Below are 15,669 nucleotides of genomic sequence, written 5' to 3' on the forward strand. Positions count from 1 at the left end.
CGGATAACAGCGACGCCGACGATCCCTCCGAGTAGGTTGCAAGCCGACGCCTACCGGAGGGATCTGTCGTGTCGTACCCCGTGTCCGCGCCGGCCCGCCGTCCCGCCGGGGTGACGTTCGCGGCGGTGGCCCTGGTGCTGATGGCCGCCGGAGCGCTGCTGTCCGCCCTCGCCGGGCTGCTCGCCATGGCCGGCACGGTGGACCGGTTCCGGGCGGCGGCCGGTACCACCACCGCCGGGCAAGACCAGGTCGACGCGGTGGTCACCCTGATCCGCGCCGCCGCCGTGCTGTCGGCCGTGGTGACGGTGCTGGCCGGGGTGCTGCTCGTCGGTCTCGCCCTCGGCCTGCTGGCCGGCCGCCCCGGCGCGCGCATCGCCACCTGGGTGGTGTGCGGGCTCGGACTGCTCTGCGGCTGTGGTGCACTGGCCCTGCTGGTCGGCCAGCGGGCCGCCCCGCTGCGGCTCGGCGGCGAACAGGCCAGCGGCGAACTGCTCGGCACGGTCGCCGACGCCTATCCATCCTGGTGGCTCCCGCTCAACGGAGGGCTTTCCGCCGGCCAGGCGCTCGGCTACCTTGTGGTGGCCGCGCTGCTGGCGACGCCGGCGGTGAACGCCTGGTTCGGCGCGCACCGGCCGGCACCCGTCCCGCCGGTGGCGCCCGGCCCGCCTCCGTACCCGCCCCGCTGAGGATCGCCCGTGACGTCCGAGGACCCCACCGCCGAGCGCTGGGCGCTGATCACCGGCGCCACGGCCGGCATCGGTGCCGCGTTCGCCCGCCGCCTGGCCGCCGACGGCTGGCACCTGGTGTTGGTGGCGCGGGACGCCGATCGGCTCGCCACCACCGCCACCGAGCTGACCGGGCGGCACGGCCGGCAGGTCGAGACGCTGCCCGCCGACCTGTCCACGGACGACGGTTGCGCCGTGGTCGAGCGGCGGCTGACCGACGGCCGACCGGTCGACCTGCTGGTCAACAACGCCGGCATCAGCCTGAACCGGCCGTTCCTGCGGTCCACCGTCGAGGATGAGGCCCGCCTGCTCCGGCTCAACGTGCACGCGGTGCTGCGGCTGACCCTCGCCGCGCTCCCCGGGATGACCGAACGGCGGCGCGGGGCAGTGATAAATGTCTCTTCGGTCGCGGGTTTCGGGGCGGTGATGCCCGGCTCGACGTACTCGGCCAGCAAGGCCTGGGTGACCAACTTCAGCGAGTCCGTCGGCCAGTCCGCCCGCCCGTTCGGGGTGCGGGTGATGGCGCTCTGCCCCGGCTACACCCGTACCGAGTTCCACGACCGGGCCGGCATCAACATGTCGAAGACACCGGGCTGGATGTGGCTGCGAGCCGACGATGTGGTCGACGAGGGCCTGCGTGACCTGCGGAAAGGCAAGCTGGTCAGCGTCCCGGACTGGAAGTACAAGCTGGCCGTGGCCGGGCTGCGGCACGCGCCGCGACGGTTGCTGCAGCGCGCCTCAAAGGACACCCGGGGCCGGGTCGACCGGGACCCGAGCTGACGAACGCCGCCCCCGCACCGGCGTCCCGTCCCCGGGACGCCACCCGTACCGAGGCCGGCCGCGGTTGCCCAGAGTAGTCGGACATCGCCACCCGTCGGTCGCCCGCTGGGCTGACCGCGGCGGGCCCCGCACCCGGCTCCCAGAGTTGCGCAGTACCCTCTATCGCCATGGGGGACCGCGACGACCTGCGTAAATTCATCGGTGACCTGGCTGTTGTGCACGGCCGGGTGGTGCTCTCCTCGGGCCAGGAGGCGGACTGGTACGTCGATCTGCGCCGCGTCACGCTCCATCACCGCGCCGCGCCACTGGTGGGCCGGGTGATGCGGGATCTCACCGCCGACTGGGAGTTCGACGCCGTCGGTGGGCTGACCCTGGGGGCCGACCCGGTCGCGTTCGCCATGCTGCACGCGGCCTCCGCCGCCGACCGGCCGCTGGACGCGTTCGTGGTGCGCAAGACCGGCAAGGCGCACGGGTTGCAACGCCGGATCGAGGGCCCGGACGTGGCCGGGCGCCGGGTGCTGGCCGTGGAGGACACGTCGACCACGGGTGGCAGCGTGTTGACCGCCGTCGACGCGCTTCGAGAGGCCGGGGCCGAGGTGGTGGGAGTGGCGGTTATTGTTGATCGAGGCGCCGGCGACACGGTGCGAGCCGCCGGGCTGCCGTATCGGGCGGCCTATACGTTGGCTGACCTCGGCCTTCTGGCGTAAAAATTTGCCGATTCGGATCTGCTGATATGCAGGCGGATCGATGGTGCTGGTGGAAGGATGGAATTCGTGGGAACTGCGTTGGCTGAAATGACCATGCCTCAGATCTCGCCGCTTGCCGGCGAGCCGATCGAACGTGCCGATGCCGAGCGGCTCGCGGGGGTCCTGAAGGCCCTTGCCGATCCCGCGCGGCTGCGGCTGCTCAGCCTGATCCAGTCGGCCCCCGAGGGCGAAGCGTGCGTGTGCGACCTGACCGCGCCGCTCGGCCTCTCACAGCCGACGGTCAGCCACCACCTCCGCATCCTCACCGAGGCGGGCCTGCTGGAGCGGGAGAAGCGTGGTGTGTGGGCGTACTACCGACTGGTGCCCTCGGCGATCGCCACGATCGCCGACCTGCTCACCCCGCCGCGCAAGCGGGCCACCAAGAAGGCCCGCTGACGCGAACGCTCCGGGCCGCCCCGAGCCGGGGCGGCATCGGGTGGCGGACCAGGGGTGGCGCCACCACCGGGCGATGACGCCTGCCCGTCCGCGGGCACGTCACTGACCGAACCCGCCGGGAGACCGGCCGGGGCGCCGATGGCCGGGTCCCACCAGGGAACCCGGCCGTCGGCGTACGTCGTCAGTAGTCGCGCCCCTGGTCGGGTCGCCACGGGTCGGCCGGCTGGCGGCCGGTCGCGGGCGGCTCGCCGTAGCCCTGCGGGTCCGGTTGCTGCGGCCGGCCGTAGACCCGCCCGCGCGGCCGCTCGGGATCGCCGTACTCCTGCGGGGCGCCCGACGGGGGCTGCTGCCGGTCGTGCCCGTGTTGGCCGCCGTGGTGCTCGACCGCGTCGCGGACCGCCTCGACCGCGCCCGCGGCGCTGGCCGCCGCGACCACGCTGACCGCCTCGCCGCGCTTGCGGGCCCGCCGGTCCCGGAGGAACTCGAAGAAGATCGGCAGCACCGAGATCACGATGATCAGCGCCACCACCGGCAGGATGTACCTGTCGATCTTGTCGCCGATCGCGTTGTAGATCTGCTCGGCCAGCAGGTAGCCGATCAGCAGGATGCCGTCCACCCAGACGATCGCGCCGACCACGTTCCACAGGAGGAACTGGCGGGCCGGCATCCCCAGCGCCCCGGCGACCGGGTTGAGGAAGGTCCGCACGATCGGGATGAAGCGGGCCAGCACCACCGCCTTGGCCGGGCCGAACTTCTGGAAGTAGTACTCGGCCTTCTCCACGTACTCCCGCTTGAACAGCCGGGAGTTGGGCTTGTCGAACATCCGGCGGCCGTAGCGCGCGCCCAGCCAGTGCCCCAGCTGCGCGCCGACGATGGCGCAGATCGGGCCACCGATCAGCAGGCCGGCCAGGGAGAGCCGGGTGCCGTCACCGAAGATCGCATCGGCGACCGGGGACGCGGCGACGCCGGCCAGGAAGAGCAGCGAGTCACCGGGGAAGAAGAACCCGACCAGCAGGCCCGTCTCGGCGAAGAGGATCACCCAGACGCCGATCAGGCCGAACGTCTGCAAAAGATCCTTGGGGTCGAGTGGGTTGAAGGCGACGCTCTCCGAGATCACCCGCGTCTTCTCTGCTGTGTCCACGGCCACACAGGGTACGCGACCGGGGCGGGGATCCGGGTCCGGTCCCGACCGGCCCGCCGCACGTCAGCACCCGTACCTGCCGTCCCACCCCGCGGACCCGCGACGGCGAAGACGGCGGTGCCCCGCTGGACGTCGGGCGTCCGGCGGGGCACCTGGTGAAGCGGATGGATCAGGCCACGAAACGGGTCCGGCGACGCCGAGCCACCAGGTAGCCGACCGCGCCGGCCACCAGCAGCAGGCCGCCGATCCCGGCGATCAGGCCGGCCGGGGCGCCGGTGACCGGCAGGCCGCCGCCCTGGCCGCCGCCCGGGGCGGCGGTACCGCCCTCACCGGGGCCGTTGTCGCCACCGCCGCTGGCGGGGTTGACCAGGATCGCCGCGGTGTTGTTGGCCGGGTCGAGATCCGGGCGCTCACCGGTCTGGTTGCCGGTGATCACCACGAGTTCGCCGGTGAGCGGGCCCGCCTTGTCGATGCGTAGCCCGAACTCGAACGCCGCCGTCCGGCCCTTGCCGATCACGTCCAGCAGGAAGCACACGTACGCTGCCGCGCCGGCGTCGCCGCCGTCCTCGCCGCTGCCGTCGGCGGCGAAGCAGTCCCCCGGCACCTTCACGGCGGTGGTGCCGACCGGGACGGTCACCAGCGCCAGGGCGAGCAGACCCTCGCCGCCGCCGGTGTTGACCGCCGCCGGGCCCCGGTTGGTGTAGCCGACGGTCGTCTGGACGACCGTGCCGACCTGGCCCTTGACCCGGGCCCCGGTGGCGACCACGTCGGCCTTCTGGTTGCCGGTGATCTCGAAGAGCAGGCCGGCGGCGTTGTTGTCGAAGTCGGTGTCCGTCTGCGGGATCGACTGGGCGGTGCGCGAGGCGGTCAGCCGCAGCGTCCCGCCGGTGCCCTTCGCCCGGACCTCGCCGAACAGGCCCACCTCGTCCCGGGCCTCCTGCCAGTCGGCCTTGGTCAGCCAGATGCTGACACCGGGCTGCTGGTCGGGGGCCCAGGCGTCGGACGGGACGGCGAAGCCGAACGACGGGTCGACGGCGACGGTCTCACCCGGCGCGACCTTTCCGTCGAAGGTGCAGGCGAAGATGTTCTGCACGAAGGCGTCGACGGCGTACTCGCAGTTCTCGTAACGCTTCGCGGGCGTGAAGGCGTACGAGCCGGCGACCAGCAGGACCGCACCGTCGGCGGTCGTCTCACCCGCGTTGGTCAGCGTGATCCGGGCGGCGACGGTCGCACCGGGCGCGCCCCTCAGGCTCAGGTCGTCGCCGGCGGCCAGGTCGACGCCCTCGCCCACGGTGACCGTCGAGCGGAACGTCTCGGTGCCGGTGCCCGGAGCGGCGACGGTGAAGGTGAGCTCGCCCTTGCGTCCCAGCTCGGCCGTGTCGGTGGCCTGCACGGCCAGCTCGATCAGCCCGAACTCCGGCTCCCCGTCGCCGTCCACCTTGCAGGTGAGGACCGGCCCCTGCTCCGTGCACGGGACGGAACCCTCGGCAGATCGCACGACGGCGAAGTCGGCGACCCCACCCCGGTCCACCGTGACCGTGTACGTGCCGAGCGGCTCGCCGGCGAAGCCGTAGAGGCCGACGTACTTCTCCGGCCCGCCCGGCGCGACCGTGACGTTGTTGCCGTAGAGCGCGAACTCCTGCGCCTGCCGGTCGGGCAGGGGCGGCGGAGCGGCGACGGCAGGAATGGCGGAGGCGGCGACGAGCGCGCCGGCCACGCCGAGCCCGGCGAGCCAGCGCCGGGTCGAGTGCGCATGCATGTGGAGGGTCCTCCGTCAGGGGATGCCGAGGCAGCCTGCGCAGCCTAGAAGACTCCTGCGGACTTCGGCCGCCGGCTCGGCCGTTCGCGCCCCGGAATGGCCGAAAGGTTGACCGGCGAGAATGCAATGTTTCGGCCGCCCACTCCCGTCACTCCAGTCGGGACACACCCGGGAGGTGCAGTGACATACGAGGAGTTCGCCGACTCGCGGCTGGCCGCGCTGCTGCGGTACGCGGTCATGCTGACCGGCGATCCGCACCAGGCGCAGGACCTGGTGCAGGAGACCATGGTGCGGGCCCAACTGAACTGGCGACGGGTCGCCCGGGCCGACTCGCCCGAGCGGTACGTGCGACGGATGTTGACCAACCAGTACGTGGACTGGCGGCGCGGCTCCTGGGTGCGCCGGGTGCTGCTGCGCGGTGAACCCGACGAGGGCGTGCCGGCCCGCGCCGACCACGCCCAGTCGGCGGTGGACCGGGACGAGGTCTGGTCCTGGCTGGCCGGGCTGCCCCGCCGGCAGCGCGCCACGCTGGTGCTGCGCTACTACGAGGATCTGCCCGACGCGGAGATCGCCGAGATCCTCGGCTGCGCCGTCGGGACCGTCCGCTCGTCCATTTCCCGCGCCCTCGCCACGCTCCGGGCCACATACGTGGAGGCTTGCTGATGACCGAGGATCAACTGCGTGCCGCGTTCGCCCGGCACGAGCCGCTCACCCCGCCGGTCGGACCGGTGCGCGCGGCGATCGACCGGCTGGTCGTACGGCGGCGGCGCCGGCGGCGGACGGCCGCGGCGGCCGGCGCGGTGCTGGCCCTGCTCGGCGCGGTTGGGCTCGCCGCGCCGCAGCTTCGCCCGGTGCCCACCGGTGGGACGGCCGCCGGTCCGGCGGCACCGGCCGCGGCGCTGAACGTGCTGCTGCTCGGCGTCGACGTCGCGGACGGCGCACGCGCGCCGCGCGCCGACTCGGTGCTGATCGTGCACGTGCCCGCCGACCGCAGCCGGCTCTACCTGATCTCGGTGCCCCGGGACCTGCCGGTCGCCTATCCGGGGGGCCGCATCGGCAAGCTGAACGCCACGTTCGTGGCGGGCGGGACCGACCTGCGGGCCGGCTACGCGGCCACCCACCGGGCCGTGACCGACCTGACCGGCGTGCGGATGGACGCCGGCGCGGTGCTCAGCTACCCGGTGCTGCGCACGCTCACCGACGCGTTGGACGGGGTGCCGGTCTGCCTGCCGCAGCGGGTCCGCTCGGTGCACACCGGGCGGGTCTTCCCCGCCGGCTGCCAGCGGCTCGACGGCCGGGCCTCGGTGGACCTGCTGCGCCAGCGGTACGGCATGACGTGGGGCGGGTTCGACCGGGACCGCAACGCCCAGCGGTACGCGGCGGGGCTGCTCCACCGCGTAGACGAGCGGGGCGTGCTGACCGATCCGGCGCTGCTGGCGGCCCTGCTGCGCGAGCTGAACCGGGGCGGCCTGGTCACCCAGACCGGCTCGGCCACCGTCCCGGAGCTGCTCGCACTGGCGTCGGCCGCCGCCTCGGCCGACCCGGTCGCGGTCAGCGTGCCGGCGGTCTTCTCCGCCGACAGCTCGGGTGTGGCGCTCGACCCGGCGGCGCGGAGCTTCTTCCCCGCCCTGCGCGACGACCGGCTGGCCGACTGGACGGCCCGGAACCCGAAGTGGGTCACCGAGCTGGACTGAGCCGCGCCCGGCGGCCGGCGCCCCGACGAGGGGCCCGGTCGCCGGGCGCGAGCGGGAATCAGCGGTAGTCGTCCTCGTCGGCGGTGACCACCCGGGCCTGCTCCATGGCGTCCCAGTCGTCGACCTCCATGCCCCGGTGCGGCTCGGCGTCGCGTTCCTCCGGGGCGACCACCGCCGCCTGCTCGACCGCGTCGGCCGGCTCCGCCTCCAGGTCCCGCTCCTCCGGAGCGAGGTGGTCGCTCGGGGTGAAGTCCTCGTCGGGCTGACCCATCTTCCCTCCCTGGATCGTGGCGGACAGTTGCCCCACCACCGTACGGCCTGCCCCCGCTCCCCGCTCGGAGAGAAGGAAGGGCTCCCTGTTAACGCTTTTTGCATAGGCGGGGGCCCCGGTCAACAACCCGAGTCGCCGGATTGACCCACCGCACTGGCCGGCCGGTGCCAGGATGAGTACGTGGGCTTCCTGATCCGGCTGGTGATCACCGCGATAGCGCTGTGGGTCACCACGCTGATCGTGCCCGGGGTCGAGGTGACCGGGCGCAACGGGGCGAACACGGGGCTCACCCTGCTCGCGGTGGCGCTGATCTTCGGCGTGGTCAACGCGGTGCTCAAGCCGGTCATCAGGGTGCTCGGCTGCGTGTTCTACCTGGTCACCCTGGGCCTGTTCGCGCTGGTGGTGAACGCGCTGCTGTTCCTGCTCACCGACTGGATCGCCCGGCAACTGCACCTGCCGTTCCACGTGGACGGCTTCTGGGCCGCGTTCTGGGGCGCCATCGTGATGGCCGTGGTGAGCTGGCTGATCAGCGTCGCCGTGCCGGACCGAGTGGGGCGTCCGTGAGCGGTTCCCGGGTCGGTTGTGCCCGCCACCGCCTACTACGGGATACTGCCGGCGGTGGACAGCGCGGTCCGGCGCACCCATGGAAGACAGCGGCCTGCACGGCCGACAGCGGTAAGTAAGGAGCGTTCGACATGCCCATCGCTTCCCCCGAGGCTTACGCGGAGATGCTGGACCGCGCCAAGGCCGGCCGGTACGCGTACCCCGCGATCAACGTGACGTCCTCGCAGACGCTGAACGCGGCGCTGAAGGGCTTCGCCGACGCGGAGAGCGACGGCATCATCCAGGTCTCCACCGGCGGCGCCGAGTACCTGTCCGGCCCGTCGATCAAGGACATGGTTACCGGCGCGACGGCGTTCGCCGCGTACGCGCACGAGGTGGCCAAGAAGTACCCGGTGAACATCGCCCTGCACACCGACCACTGCCCGAAGGACAAGCTGGACAAGTTCGTCCGGCCGCTGATGGCGATCTCGCAGGAGCGGGTCAAGAACGGCCAGGAGCCGCTCTTCCAGTCCCACATGTGGGACGGCTCGGCCGTGCCGGTGGCGGAGAACCTGGAGATCGCCGAGCAGCTGCTCGCCGAGGCCGCCAAGGGCAAGATCGTCCTTGAGATCGAGGTCGGCGTCGTCGGCGGCGAGGAGGACGGCGTCGAGAACGCCATCAACGACAAGCTCTACACCACCGTCGAGGACGGCCTGGCCATGGTCGACGCGCTCGGCCTGGGCGAGAAGGGCCGCTACATGGCGGCGCTGACCTTCGGCAACGTGCACGGCGTCTACAAGCCGGGCAACGTCAAGCTCCGCCCGCAGGTGCTGCACGACATCCAGGTGGCGGTCGGCGGCAAGTACGGCAAGGACAAGCCGCTCAGCCTGGTCTTCCACGGCGGCTCCGGCTCGCTGCTGTCGGAGATCCGCGAGGCGCTGGACTACGGCGTAGTGAAGATGAACATCGACACCGACACCCAGTACACCTTCTCCCGCCCGGTCGCGGACCACATGTTCCGCAACTACGACGGGGTGCTGAAGGTCGACGGCGAGGTCGGCAACAAGAAGATGTACGACCCGCGGGTCTGGGGCAAGGCCGCCGAGGCCGGCATGGCCGCCCGCGTCGTGGAGGCCTGCGAGCACCTGCGCTCCACCGGCACCACGATGACCAAGTAGCCGCCGCACGTGTCAGGCGGGGGCCCTTCTTGACAGACGTCTGTCAAGAAGGGCCCCCGCCTTTCATCTCACCAGCAGCCGGACGGCCTCGTGGACGTCGTCGGTGAAGTGCACGGTGTCGGAGAGGTCCCCGAACGGCGACGCCGCGAACAGCGGCCGCAGCAGCGACGCGACCGGCAGCTCCGTGGCCCAGTACGCCCGGTCCAGGAAGACGTACGCGCCGCTGGCCCCGTCGGTGCCGTAGTACGTCTTGGTCGCCGCCTGGAACACCTCCTGCACGGTGCCGGCCCGGCCGGGCGCGAAGACGATCCCGCCCCGGGCCAGCCGGAGGATGGTGTCCTCCCGGATCGCGTTGGAGAAGTACTTCGCGATCCGCCCGGCGAACAGGTTCGCCGGCTCGTGCCCGTACAGCCAGGTGGGGATGGCGAGCCCGCCGGAGCGGGCCCACGCGGTGCCGGCCGCCGCCGGCCGTGGGGCGGGCAGCGCCGGGCCGGCCGCGTACTTCTCCCGGACCCGCAGCGCGACCTCGGTGTACCGGTCGTGGTCGGTGAAGTCCGGCGCCTGGGCGAGCAGGTCGATCGCGGCGGTCAGCTCTTCCGCCGGCCAGGCCGCGAGGAACGCGCCGAGGTTCGCCGCCTCCATCACGCCCGGTCCGCCGCCGGTCACCACCAGCCGGTCCGCCCGCGCCAGCTCCCAGCCCAGCACCGCCGCCATCCGGTACGCGGCGCTGCCGCGCGGCACCGCGTGCCCGCCCATCACACCCACCACGGACTGCGGCCCGTGCACCGCCAGCCAGGCCCGGGTGGCGTCGGCCAGCGCATTGTCCACCCCATGGTCGTGCAGTCGCTGGCCGAGCGCCTCCCGTACGTCCGGCAGGGCGCCGCCGTGCGCCCGGAAGTGCGCGTACACCCGGGTGTCGTACATCCCGGCGAAGCCGCCCTCGGCGAAGCCGGCGGCCAGGTCGTCCGCGGTGTACAGATGGCCCGGCTGGGTCGGGTAGGGCAGCCCGGAGAACGGCGGCACCACGTTGGCCCCGCGCCGCACCAGGTCGGCGCCGACCTCCCGGCCGGCGAACCGGCAGCCCACGAAGAGGGTGCCCGTGACCTCGGTGGCGGTCAGATCGGGTACGGGGTCGAGGTCGAGGCGCAGCCCCTGCACGGTGAGCCCGGCCAGGCTGCCGGCGGCCAGGTGCCGGTCGAACGCGGCACGCGTCTCGATCTCGTCGTGGCTGCTGTCGTGCGGCTCGATCACGTCCGCGGGAGGTGGGGTCGGCACCAGGTCATCCTGCCCGGCGTGGTCAACCGGCCAAACCTGCGGCTCCAGCGGGTGCCCTCCAGCAGGGAGGACGGCATCGACGGCAGCGCCCGCCCGGTCCCGGACAGAAGCCCGGGGACCGAGGTCACCGGGCTCCTGCGCAACCGGTTCCTGGGGAGGCTCCGGACCCTCAGTTGTAGTCCAGGACGGCCGCCGGCGGCATGGGCCGCCGGCGTGACGCAGCCCTCAGCCGTTCAGCCACCGGAACCGGGCGGGGCCCCTCGCGCCCGGCAGTGCGAAGCGGGTTGAATGGGGCGATGCAGAACCTGTTGCCTGAGCCACCGGCCACCCTCCTGCCCGTGCACGAAGAGGCCGACGCCGCCTTGGCGGACGCCGCCGAGCAGGGCACCGACGAGGCGTACGCGGGCGTGGCGGCCCGGTTCCCGACCCACAGCGCCGCCTGGGCCGCGCTCGCGACCCGGGCGCTCGACGCCGGCCAGGTCATCCCGGCGTACGCCTTCGCGCGCACCGGCTACCACCGTGGCCTGGACCAGCTGCGCCGCAGCGGCTGGAAGGGCCACGGCCCGGTGCCCTGGTCGCACCGGCCGAACCGGGGTTTCCTCCGCTGCCTGTACGTGCTGTCCCGCGCGGCCGGCGAGATCGGTGAGGCGGACGAGGCGGCCCGCTGTGCGCAGTTCCTCCGGGACTGCGATCCGGCCGCCGGGGACGCCCTGGCCGGCAACTGACCCGGCCCGCCGGCCGCCCGGGGTGGACAGACCCACGCGGCCGGCGCGCCGGCGCTCAGAGCCCTTCGGCGACCGAGGCGGCGATCTTCAGCCACGCGTCCCGGGTGGCGGTGGAGAGCTGCCCGTACCGGATCGGCTCACCGGTGTCGATCAACCGCTCGTACGGCGCCAGCAGCACCGCCCGGGTCCGCGCCGCGAAGTGTGCCTGGATCGCGGGCAGGTCGATCTCCTTGCGGGAGGGGGGCATCGAGACCACGGTGACCGCCTGGCGGACCAGCCGCTGCCGCCCGCTCTGCTCCAGGTGGTCGAGCATCCGGGCCGCCGTCTCCGCCGAGTCGTTCCGGGCCGACATGGTCACCACCAGTTGATCGGTGGCGTCCATCGCGGCCTGCCAGTTCTGCGCCCGCACGTTGTTCCCGGTGTCCACGAAGATCAGCTTGTAGAACCGGCTGACCACCTCGCGGATCTCCGCGAACGCGGCGGCGGTGAGCATCTCGCCCCCGGTGGCCGACTCGTCCGAGGCGAGCACGTCGAACATCCCCTCGCCCTGCGAGCGGACGTACTGCGACAGGTCGCCGACCCGGCCGTGCGCGCCCTGGAACTGGGCCAGGTCGCGCAGCATGTCGCGGACCGTACGGGAGTGGAAGTCCTGCTGGGCCCGCATGCCCAGGGTGCCCTGCGTCTCGTTGTTGTCCCAGGCCAGCACGTACCCGCCGCGCTTCTGGCCGAACGTCATGGCGAGCAGCAGGATGGCCACGGTCTTGCCGGCGCCGCCCTTCGGGTTGACCACGGTCACCTGGCGCAGGCCGCCGAAGTTGCGGCGGACCATCTCGATGTCGTGCCGGATCTCCTGCTCGTGCCGGCCCGGCGGAAGCCGCAGCAGGCCCGTCCGGTTCACCACGGCCCGTACCCCCATGGTGGCGACGGGGTCGACCGGTTTCGCCTGCCGGCGGCGGGCGAAGTCCTCGGCGGTCGGGGTGACGCCGGGGTCGGGTGCCCAGCCCTGCCCGGCCGGCATCCGGGTCACCCCCGCCGCCTCCTGGTACGGCGGCTGCGGCACCGGTTGGACGCCGGGGGCGCCCGGCTGCCAGTTCGGCGGGTACCAGCCGGCCTGGTGCTGCGGGGCGGGGCCGGGCGGGGCGGCCGACGGCGGGTAGCCGGGGATGCCCGGCGCGGGCGGAAACGGGCCGAGCCGGGGCGCGGCCTGCCCGGTCTCACCCTGGGCGGCCTCGCCGGCCTGGTACGCCGGCCCGGTGGCCGGGGCACCGGACGTGCCGTGCTCCGCCGCGACGTGCGGGGCTGCGGTGGGCGGTGGTGCCGGCGGCGTTGCATCGGGCATCCGGGGCCCGACCGGTGCGACCGGCGCGACGTCCGGCGTGGGGACGGCCTGCGCGGACGTGGGCATCGCTGGCTGCGGCGCCTGAGGTTCGGTGCCAGGGTGCGGCGTCTGGGGGCCGGCGGGCGGTGGGGCGGTGGGCCGGGCCGGTGCGGCGGGCGGCTGCGGGCCCTGGCGCGCGACGTCGGCGGGGGCCTGCGCCGACCCGGCCGGCTCGCCGCCGTCCGCCGGGCGCTGCGGAGGCTGGGCCCACGGCGACCCGCCGCCGTTCGGGGGCGCGCCGCCGTTCGGCGGGCCGCCGGCCTGCGGCGGGAGCGGATCGGCCGGGCCCGTCGCCGCCGGGCGGGGCGGCACCGGCGGCGGCTGGTCGAGGGTGAACGGCTGGTCGAGGTCGACCGGTGCCGGTGGTCCGACCCGCGGCGCGGGGACCCCGCCCGTCGCCGTGGCCGGCGGTACGACGGTGGCCGGCGTGCCCACCGCCCACGGGGCCGCGGCGTCGGGGGCGGTCGTCTCGGGTGGCCAGAGCGGCTCGATGTCCCGTTCCGGCGCCGGTTGCTGGCCCGGGACGTGGACCCGGTCCGTGTTGTCGTCGTCCACCACGGTTCCTCCCCACTCCTCCCGCCCGAGGATAGGCCGTCCGATCCGGCGGTGAACGGTAGCGGGGCCGCGACGCAGCGTCAGCTCGCCCAGACCGCCCAGGCCGCGGGCTCGGTCCACCAGGAGCGCTTGCGGTTCAGCTCGCCCTGGACGCCGTCGTCGAGGTAGGGCACGTTCTCGTCGCGGGGTACCACGGCGACGGCCCGCCCGCGGGCCCGGCGTACCTCGAACCGGAGCTTGCGGCGGCCGAACCGGGAGCGGGCGACCACCGGCACGGCCACCGCCACCTCGACCACACCGTCGGTCGGGTCGGCCGTGGCGAGCAGCGGCAGGCCGTCGAGGTTGGCGTACCCGCCGGCGTTGCCGATCGCGCAGGCCAGGATCGGGTCCTCGCCGTGCGAGAGCACCACGTCGTCCACCTCGACCCGGCCGCGCCAGCGGGGTGGCCGACCGCCCTCGCCGGCGGCGCCGATCAGCGCGCCGTCCAGGGTCACCGAGCCACCGTCGTTGCGCAGCAGGTCGAGCCGGCGCGGGGTGCCGTCGAGCACCGCGGCGGCCACCGCGGCCGGGTCACGGGGCAGCCCGAGCTGCGCGGCGAGGTCCCGGTGCGGGCCGCCGCGGGCCGGGTCGAGCGGAAGTACGGCCACCGGGGGCAGGTCGGGCACGGTCCGGTCGCCGGCCAGGTCGGCGGGGCGGCGGCTGGGCGGTGGGGCGTACCGCCGGACCAGCCGGCGCACGACGGCGCGCAACTGGGCGTCGCTGGCCGTCGCGACCACCAGCCGGGTCTTCGAGTCCGGGTCCGGCCAGGTCAGGCCGTCGGAGCGGGCCGGGCCGTCGAGCCGGGCCAGCACCTCGTCGATCTCGGCGTCCGAGCGGGCGGTGACCGGCTCCACCCGAGCGCCCCGGGCGGTCAGCGCGTCCGCGCAGGCCAGCACCGGCACGCGGGGCGTCTCGCAGCGCTCCTCGGGCGTCGCGTCGGCGCCACCGCAGCAGGCCCCGCCGCTGCCGCAGCCGCCGCCGGGAGCGTCCCGCTCCGAGCCGAGGGTGAGCAGCACCACGTCGTACACGAGGGAGCCTCCTGCTTCTCGACGAACCCCTGCCGGTCCCGCCGTCACTACTTGTTAGCCTGGCACCCCGGGCTCGCTGACCGGTCGCCACCTGGCACCCGAGCCTTCTGGAGGCGGAAAAGATGCCAGCGATCGTGCTCCTCGGCGCCCAGTGGGGCGACGAGGGCAAGGGCAAGGTTACCGACCTGCTGGGTGGGCGGGTCGACTACGTCGTGCGCTACTCCGGCGGGAACAACGCCGGCCACACCGTGATCACCCCGGACGGCCAGAAGTACGCGCTGCACCTGATGCCGTCCGGCGCGCTCTCGCCGAGCGCGATGATCGTCATCGGCAACGGTGTGGTGGTCGACCCGAAGGTGCTGCTGGAGGAGATCGACGGGCTCGCCGAGCGCGGGGTGGACGTGTCCCGGCTGCGCATCTCCGGCGACGCGCACCTGATCATGCCGCACCACCGGGCGCTGGACCGGGTCGTCGAGCGCTACCTCGGCAGCTCCCGGATCGGCACCACCGGCCGGGGCATCGGCCCCGCGTACGGGGACAAGGTCGCCCGGATGGGCATCCGGCTGCAGGACCTGCTCGACCCGGGCATCCTGCGCAAGAAGCTGGAGCTGGCCCTGCGCGAGAAGAACCAGGTGCTGTTCAAGGTCTACAACCGCAAGGCGATCGACGTCGAGGAAACCGTCGAGGAGTACCTGCGGTACGCGGAGCGGCTGCGCCCGTACATCGCGGAGACCCGGGTGATGCTCTGGGACGCGTTGGACCGCGGCGAGACGGTGCTGCTGGAGGGCGCCCAGGCCACCATGCTCGACATGGACCACGGCACGTACCCCTTCGTCACCTCGTCGAACCCGACGGCGGGCGGGGCGTGCGTCGGCGCGGGCATCCCGCCGACCGCGATCACCAAGGTCATCGCGGTGAGCAAGGCGTACACCACCCGGGTCGGCGCGGGGCCGTTCCCCACCGAGCTCTTCGACGACAACGGGCGGCACCTGGTCAAGATCGGCCACGAGTACGGCACCACCACCGGCCGGGAGCGCCGCGCCGGCTGGTTCGACGCCGTGGTCGCCCGGTACGCCTGCCGCCTCAACGGCGTCACCGATCTGGTCATCACCAAGCTGGACGTGCTCACCGGCCTGCCCAAGGTGCCGATCTGCGTCGGGTACGAGATCAACGGCGAGCGCTTCGACGACATGCCGATGACCCAGACCGACTTCCACCACGCCACCCCGATCTACGAAGAGCTCGACGGCTGGTGGGAAGACATCACCAAGGCCAGGACCGAGGAAGAACTCCCCGAGAACGCCAGGCGCTACATCGCCAGGATCGAGGAGCTGACCACCACCCGCGTAAGCGTGGTCGGCGTAGGCCCAGGCCGAGAAGAAAACGTCCTCCGCCACCCCCTCCTCCCCTAACCCCACCCCCCACCCCCCCCACCC

General features: G+C 73.6%; 15 protein-coding genes and 1 pseudogene. 10 read left to right on the forward strand and 6 right to left on the reverse strand.

Features of this window, described 5'->3' with window-relative positions; translation table 11 throughout:
- Nucleotides 1-68: 68 nt before the first annotated feature.
- The 4 genes from AB0H57_RS10750 (at nt 69) to AB0H57_RS10765 (ending at nt 2,647) form a co-directional block, all read left to right on the forward strand.
- The gene (locus AB0H57_RS10750) at nt 69-686 is read left to right on the forward strand and encodes a hypothetical protein (RefSeq protein ID WP_357504904.1); all 618 of its coding nucleotides are present in this window, start codon (nt 69-71) and stop codon (nt 684-686) included.
- A gap of 9 nt (nt 687-695) precedes the next feature.
- Nucleotides 696-1,505, forward strand: a complete 810-nt coding sequence (locus tag AB0H57_RS10755) for an SDR family oxidoreductase (protein WP_357504905.1) — start codon at nt 696-698, stop codon at nt 1,503-1,505.
- Nucleotides 1,506-1,672: 167 nt separating this feature from the next.
- Nucleotides 1,673-2,212, forward strand: coding sequence for an orotate phosphoribosyltransferase (gene pyrE, locus AB0H57_RS10760; protein WP_357504907.1), 540 nt, complete (start codon nt 1,673-1,675; stop codon nt 2,210-2,212).
- Nucleotides 2,213-2,269: 57 nt separating this feature from the next.
- On the forward strand, nt 2,270-2,647 hold the full coding sequence (locus AB0H57_RS10765; RefSeq protein ID WP_088969178.1) for a metalloregulator ArsR/SmtB family transcription factor: 378 nt from the start codon (nt 2,270-2,272) through the stop codon (nt 2,645-2,647).
- A gap of 379 nt (nt 2,648-3,026) precedes the next feature.
- Here AB0H57_RS10765 and AB0H57_RS10770 read toward each other — a convergent pair.
- Together AB0H57_RS10770 and AB0H57_RS10775 are read right to left on the reverse strand one after the other, a co-directional pair.
- Nucleotides 3,027-3,794 (reverse strand): annotated as a pseudogene (locus AB0H57_RS10770) (VTT domain-containing protein); the annotation flags it as partial.
- A gap of 163 nt (nt 3,795-3,957) precedes the next feature.
- Nucleotides 3,958-5,547: a cell wall anchor protein gene (locus AB0H57_RS10775; protein WP_357504910.1), complete on the reverse strand. Its 1,590-nt coding sequence runs from the start codon at nt 5,545-5,547 to the stop codon at nt 3,958-3,960.
- 180 nt (nt 5,548-5,727) lie between these two features.
- Between AB0H57_RS10775 and AB0H57_RS10780 the strand changes: the two genes are divergently transcribed.
- Nucleotides 5,728-6,210: a SigE family RNA polymerase sigma factor gene (locus AB0H57_RS10780; protein WP_357504912.1), complete on the forward strand. Its 483-nt coding sequence runs from the start codon at nt 5,728-5,730 to the stop codon at nt 6,208-6,210.
- Nucleotides 6,210-7,241 carry an LCP family protein gene (locus tag AB0H57_RS10785; protein WP_357504914.1) on the forward strand — a complete coding sequence of 344 codons (1,032 nt, stop codon included), beginning with the start codon at nt 6,210-6,212 and terminating at the stop codon, nt 7,239-7,241. Before AB0H57_RS10780 ends, AB0H57_RS10785 begins: the two co-directional genes overlap by 1 nt.
- Nucleotides 7,242-7,299: 58 nt before the next feature.
- On the opposite strand, the gene AB0H57_RS10790 is transcribed toward AB0H57_RS10785, so the two are convergent.
- Nucleotides 7,300-7,512, reverse strand: a complete 213-nt coding sequence (locus AB0H57_RS10790; RefSeq protein WP_357504916.1) for a hypothetical protein — start codon at nt 7,510-7,512, stop codon at nt 7,300-7,302.
- A 180-nt stretch (nt 7,513-7,692) separates the two neighbouring features.
- On the opposite strand from AB0H57_RS10790, the gene AB0H57_RS10795 reads away from it, so the two are divergent.
- Both AB0H57_RS10795 and fbaA read left to right on the forward strand, forming a co-directional pair.
- Nucleotides 7,693-8,076 (forward strand): phage holin family protein, encoded by a 384-nt coding sequence (locus tag AB0H57_RS10795; protein WP_357504918.1) that lies wholly within the window; start codon nt 7,693-7,695, stop codon nt 8,074-8,076.
- A gap of 131 nt (nt 8,077-8,207) precedes the next feature.
- Nucleotides 8,208-9,233, forward strand: a complete 1,026-nt coding sequence (gene fbaA, locus AB0H57_RS10800; RefSeq protein ID WP_357504920.1) for a class II fructose-bisphosphate aldolase — start codon at nt 8,208-8,210, stop codon at nt 9,231-9,233.
- Between the two features lie 63 nt (nt 9,234-9,296).
- Here fbaA and AB0H57_RS10805 read toward each other — a convergent pair whose 3' ends face one another.
- Complete coding sequence (locus AB0H57_RS10805; RefSeq protein ID WP_357504922.1) at nt 9,297-10,508, reverse strand: hypothetical protein; 1,212 nt, start codon at nt 10,506-10,508, stop codon at nt 9,297-9,299.
- A gap of 296 nt (nt 10,509-10,804) precedes the next feature.
- On the opposite strand from AB0H57_RS10805, the gene AB0H57_RS10810 reads away from it, so the two are divergent.
- The gene (locus AB0H57_RS10810; RefSeq protein ID WP_357504924.1) at nt 10,805-11,233 is read left to right on the forward strand and encodes a DUF3151 domain-containing protein; all 429 of its coding nucleotides are present in this window, start codon (nt 10,805-10,807) and stop codon (nt 11,231-11,233) included.
- 55 nt (nt 11,234-11,288) lie between these two features.
- On the opposite strand, the gene AB0H57_RS10815 is transcribed toward AB0H57_RS10810, so the two are convergent.
- Nucleotides 11,289-13,166, reverse strand: a complete 1,878-nt coding sequence (locus tag AB0H57_RS10815; protein ID WP_357504940.1) for a chromosome partitioning protein — start codon at nt 13,164-13,166, stop codon at nt 11,289-11,291.
- Between the two features lie 80 nt (nt 13,167-13,246).
- The gene (locus tag AB0H57_RS10820; RefSeq protein ID WP_357504926.1) at nt 13,247-14,233 is read right to left on the reverse strand and encodes a hypothetical protein; all 987 of its coding nucleotides are present in this window, start codon (nt 14,231-14,233) and stop codon (nt 13,247-13,249) included.
- Between the two features lie 122 nt (nt 14,234-14,355).
- Here AB0H57_RS10820 and AB0H57_RS10825 point away from each other — a divergent pair, with 122 nt between their 5' ends.
- Nucleotides 14,356-15,645, forward strand: a complete 1,290-nt coding sequence (locus tag AB0H57_RS10825; protein WP_357504928.1) for an adenylosuccinate synthase — start codon at nt 14,356-14,358, stop codon at nt 15,643-15,645.
- The last annotated feature ends 24 nt before the right edge of the window (nt 15,646-15,669 follow it).

The sequence above is a fragment of the Micromonospora sp. NPDC050686 genome, from assembly GCF_040654475.1.
In the GTDB taxonomy this organism is placed as follows: domain Bacteria; phylum Actinomycetota; class Actinomycetes; order Mycobacteriales; family Micromonosporaceae; genus Micromonospora.

Coding starts and splice junctions, on each gene's coding strand:
- pyrE (WP_357504907.1), top strand. CDS start 1,673: ATGGGGGACCGCGACGACCTGCGTAAATTCATCGGTGACCTGGCTGTT.
- AB0H57_RS10765 (WP_088969178.1), top strand. CDS start 2,270: ATGGAATTCGTGGGAACTGCGTTGGCTGAAATGACCATGCCTCAGATC.
- AB0H57_RS10775 (WP_357504910.1), bottom strand. CDS start 5,547: ATGCATGCGCACTCGACCCGGCGCTGGCTCGCCGGGCTCGGCGTGGCC.
- AB0H57_RS10785 (WP_357504914.1), top strand. CDS start 6,210: ATGACCGAGGATCAACTGCGTGCCGCGTTCGCCCGGCACGAGCCGCTC.
- AB0H57_RS10790 (WP_357504916.1), bottom strand. CDS start 7,512: ATGGGTCAGCCCGACGAGGACTTCACCCCGAGCGACCACCTCGCTCCG.
- fbaA (WP_357504920.1), top strand. CDS start 8,208: ATGCCCATCGCTTCCCCCGAGGCTTACGCGGAGATGCTGGACCGCGCC.
- AB0H57_RS10810 (WP_357504924.1), top strand. CDS start 10,805: ATGCAGAACCTGTTGCCTGAGCCACCGGCCACCCTCCTGCCCGTGCAC.
- AB0H57_RS10825 (WP_357504928.1), top strand. CDS start 14,356: ATGCCAGCGATCGTGCTCCTCGGCGCCCAGTGGGGCGACGAGGGCAAG.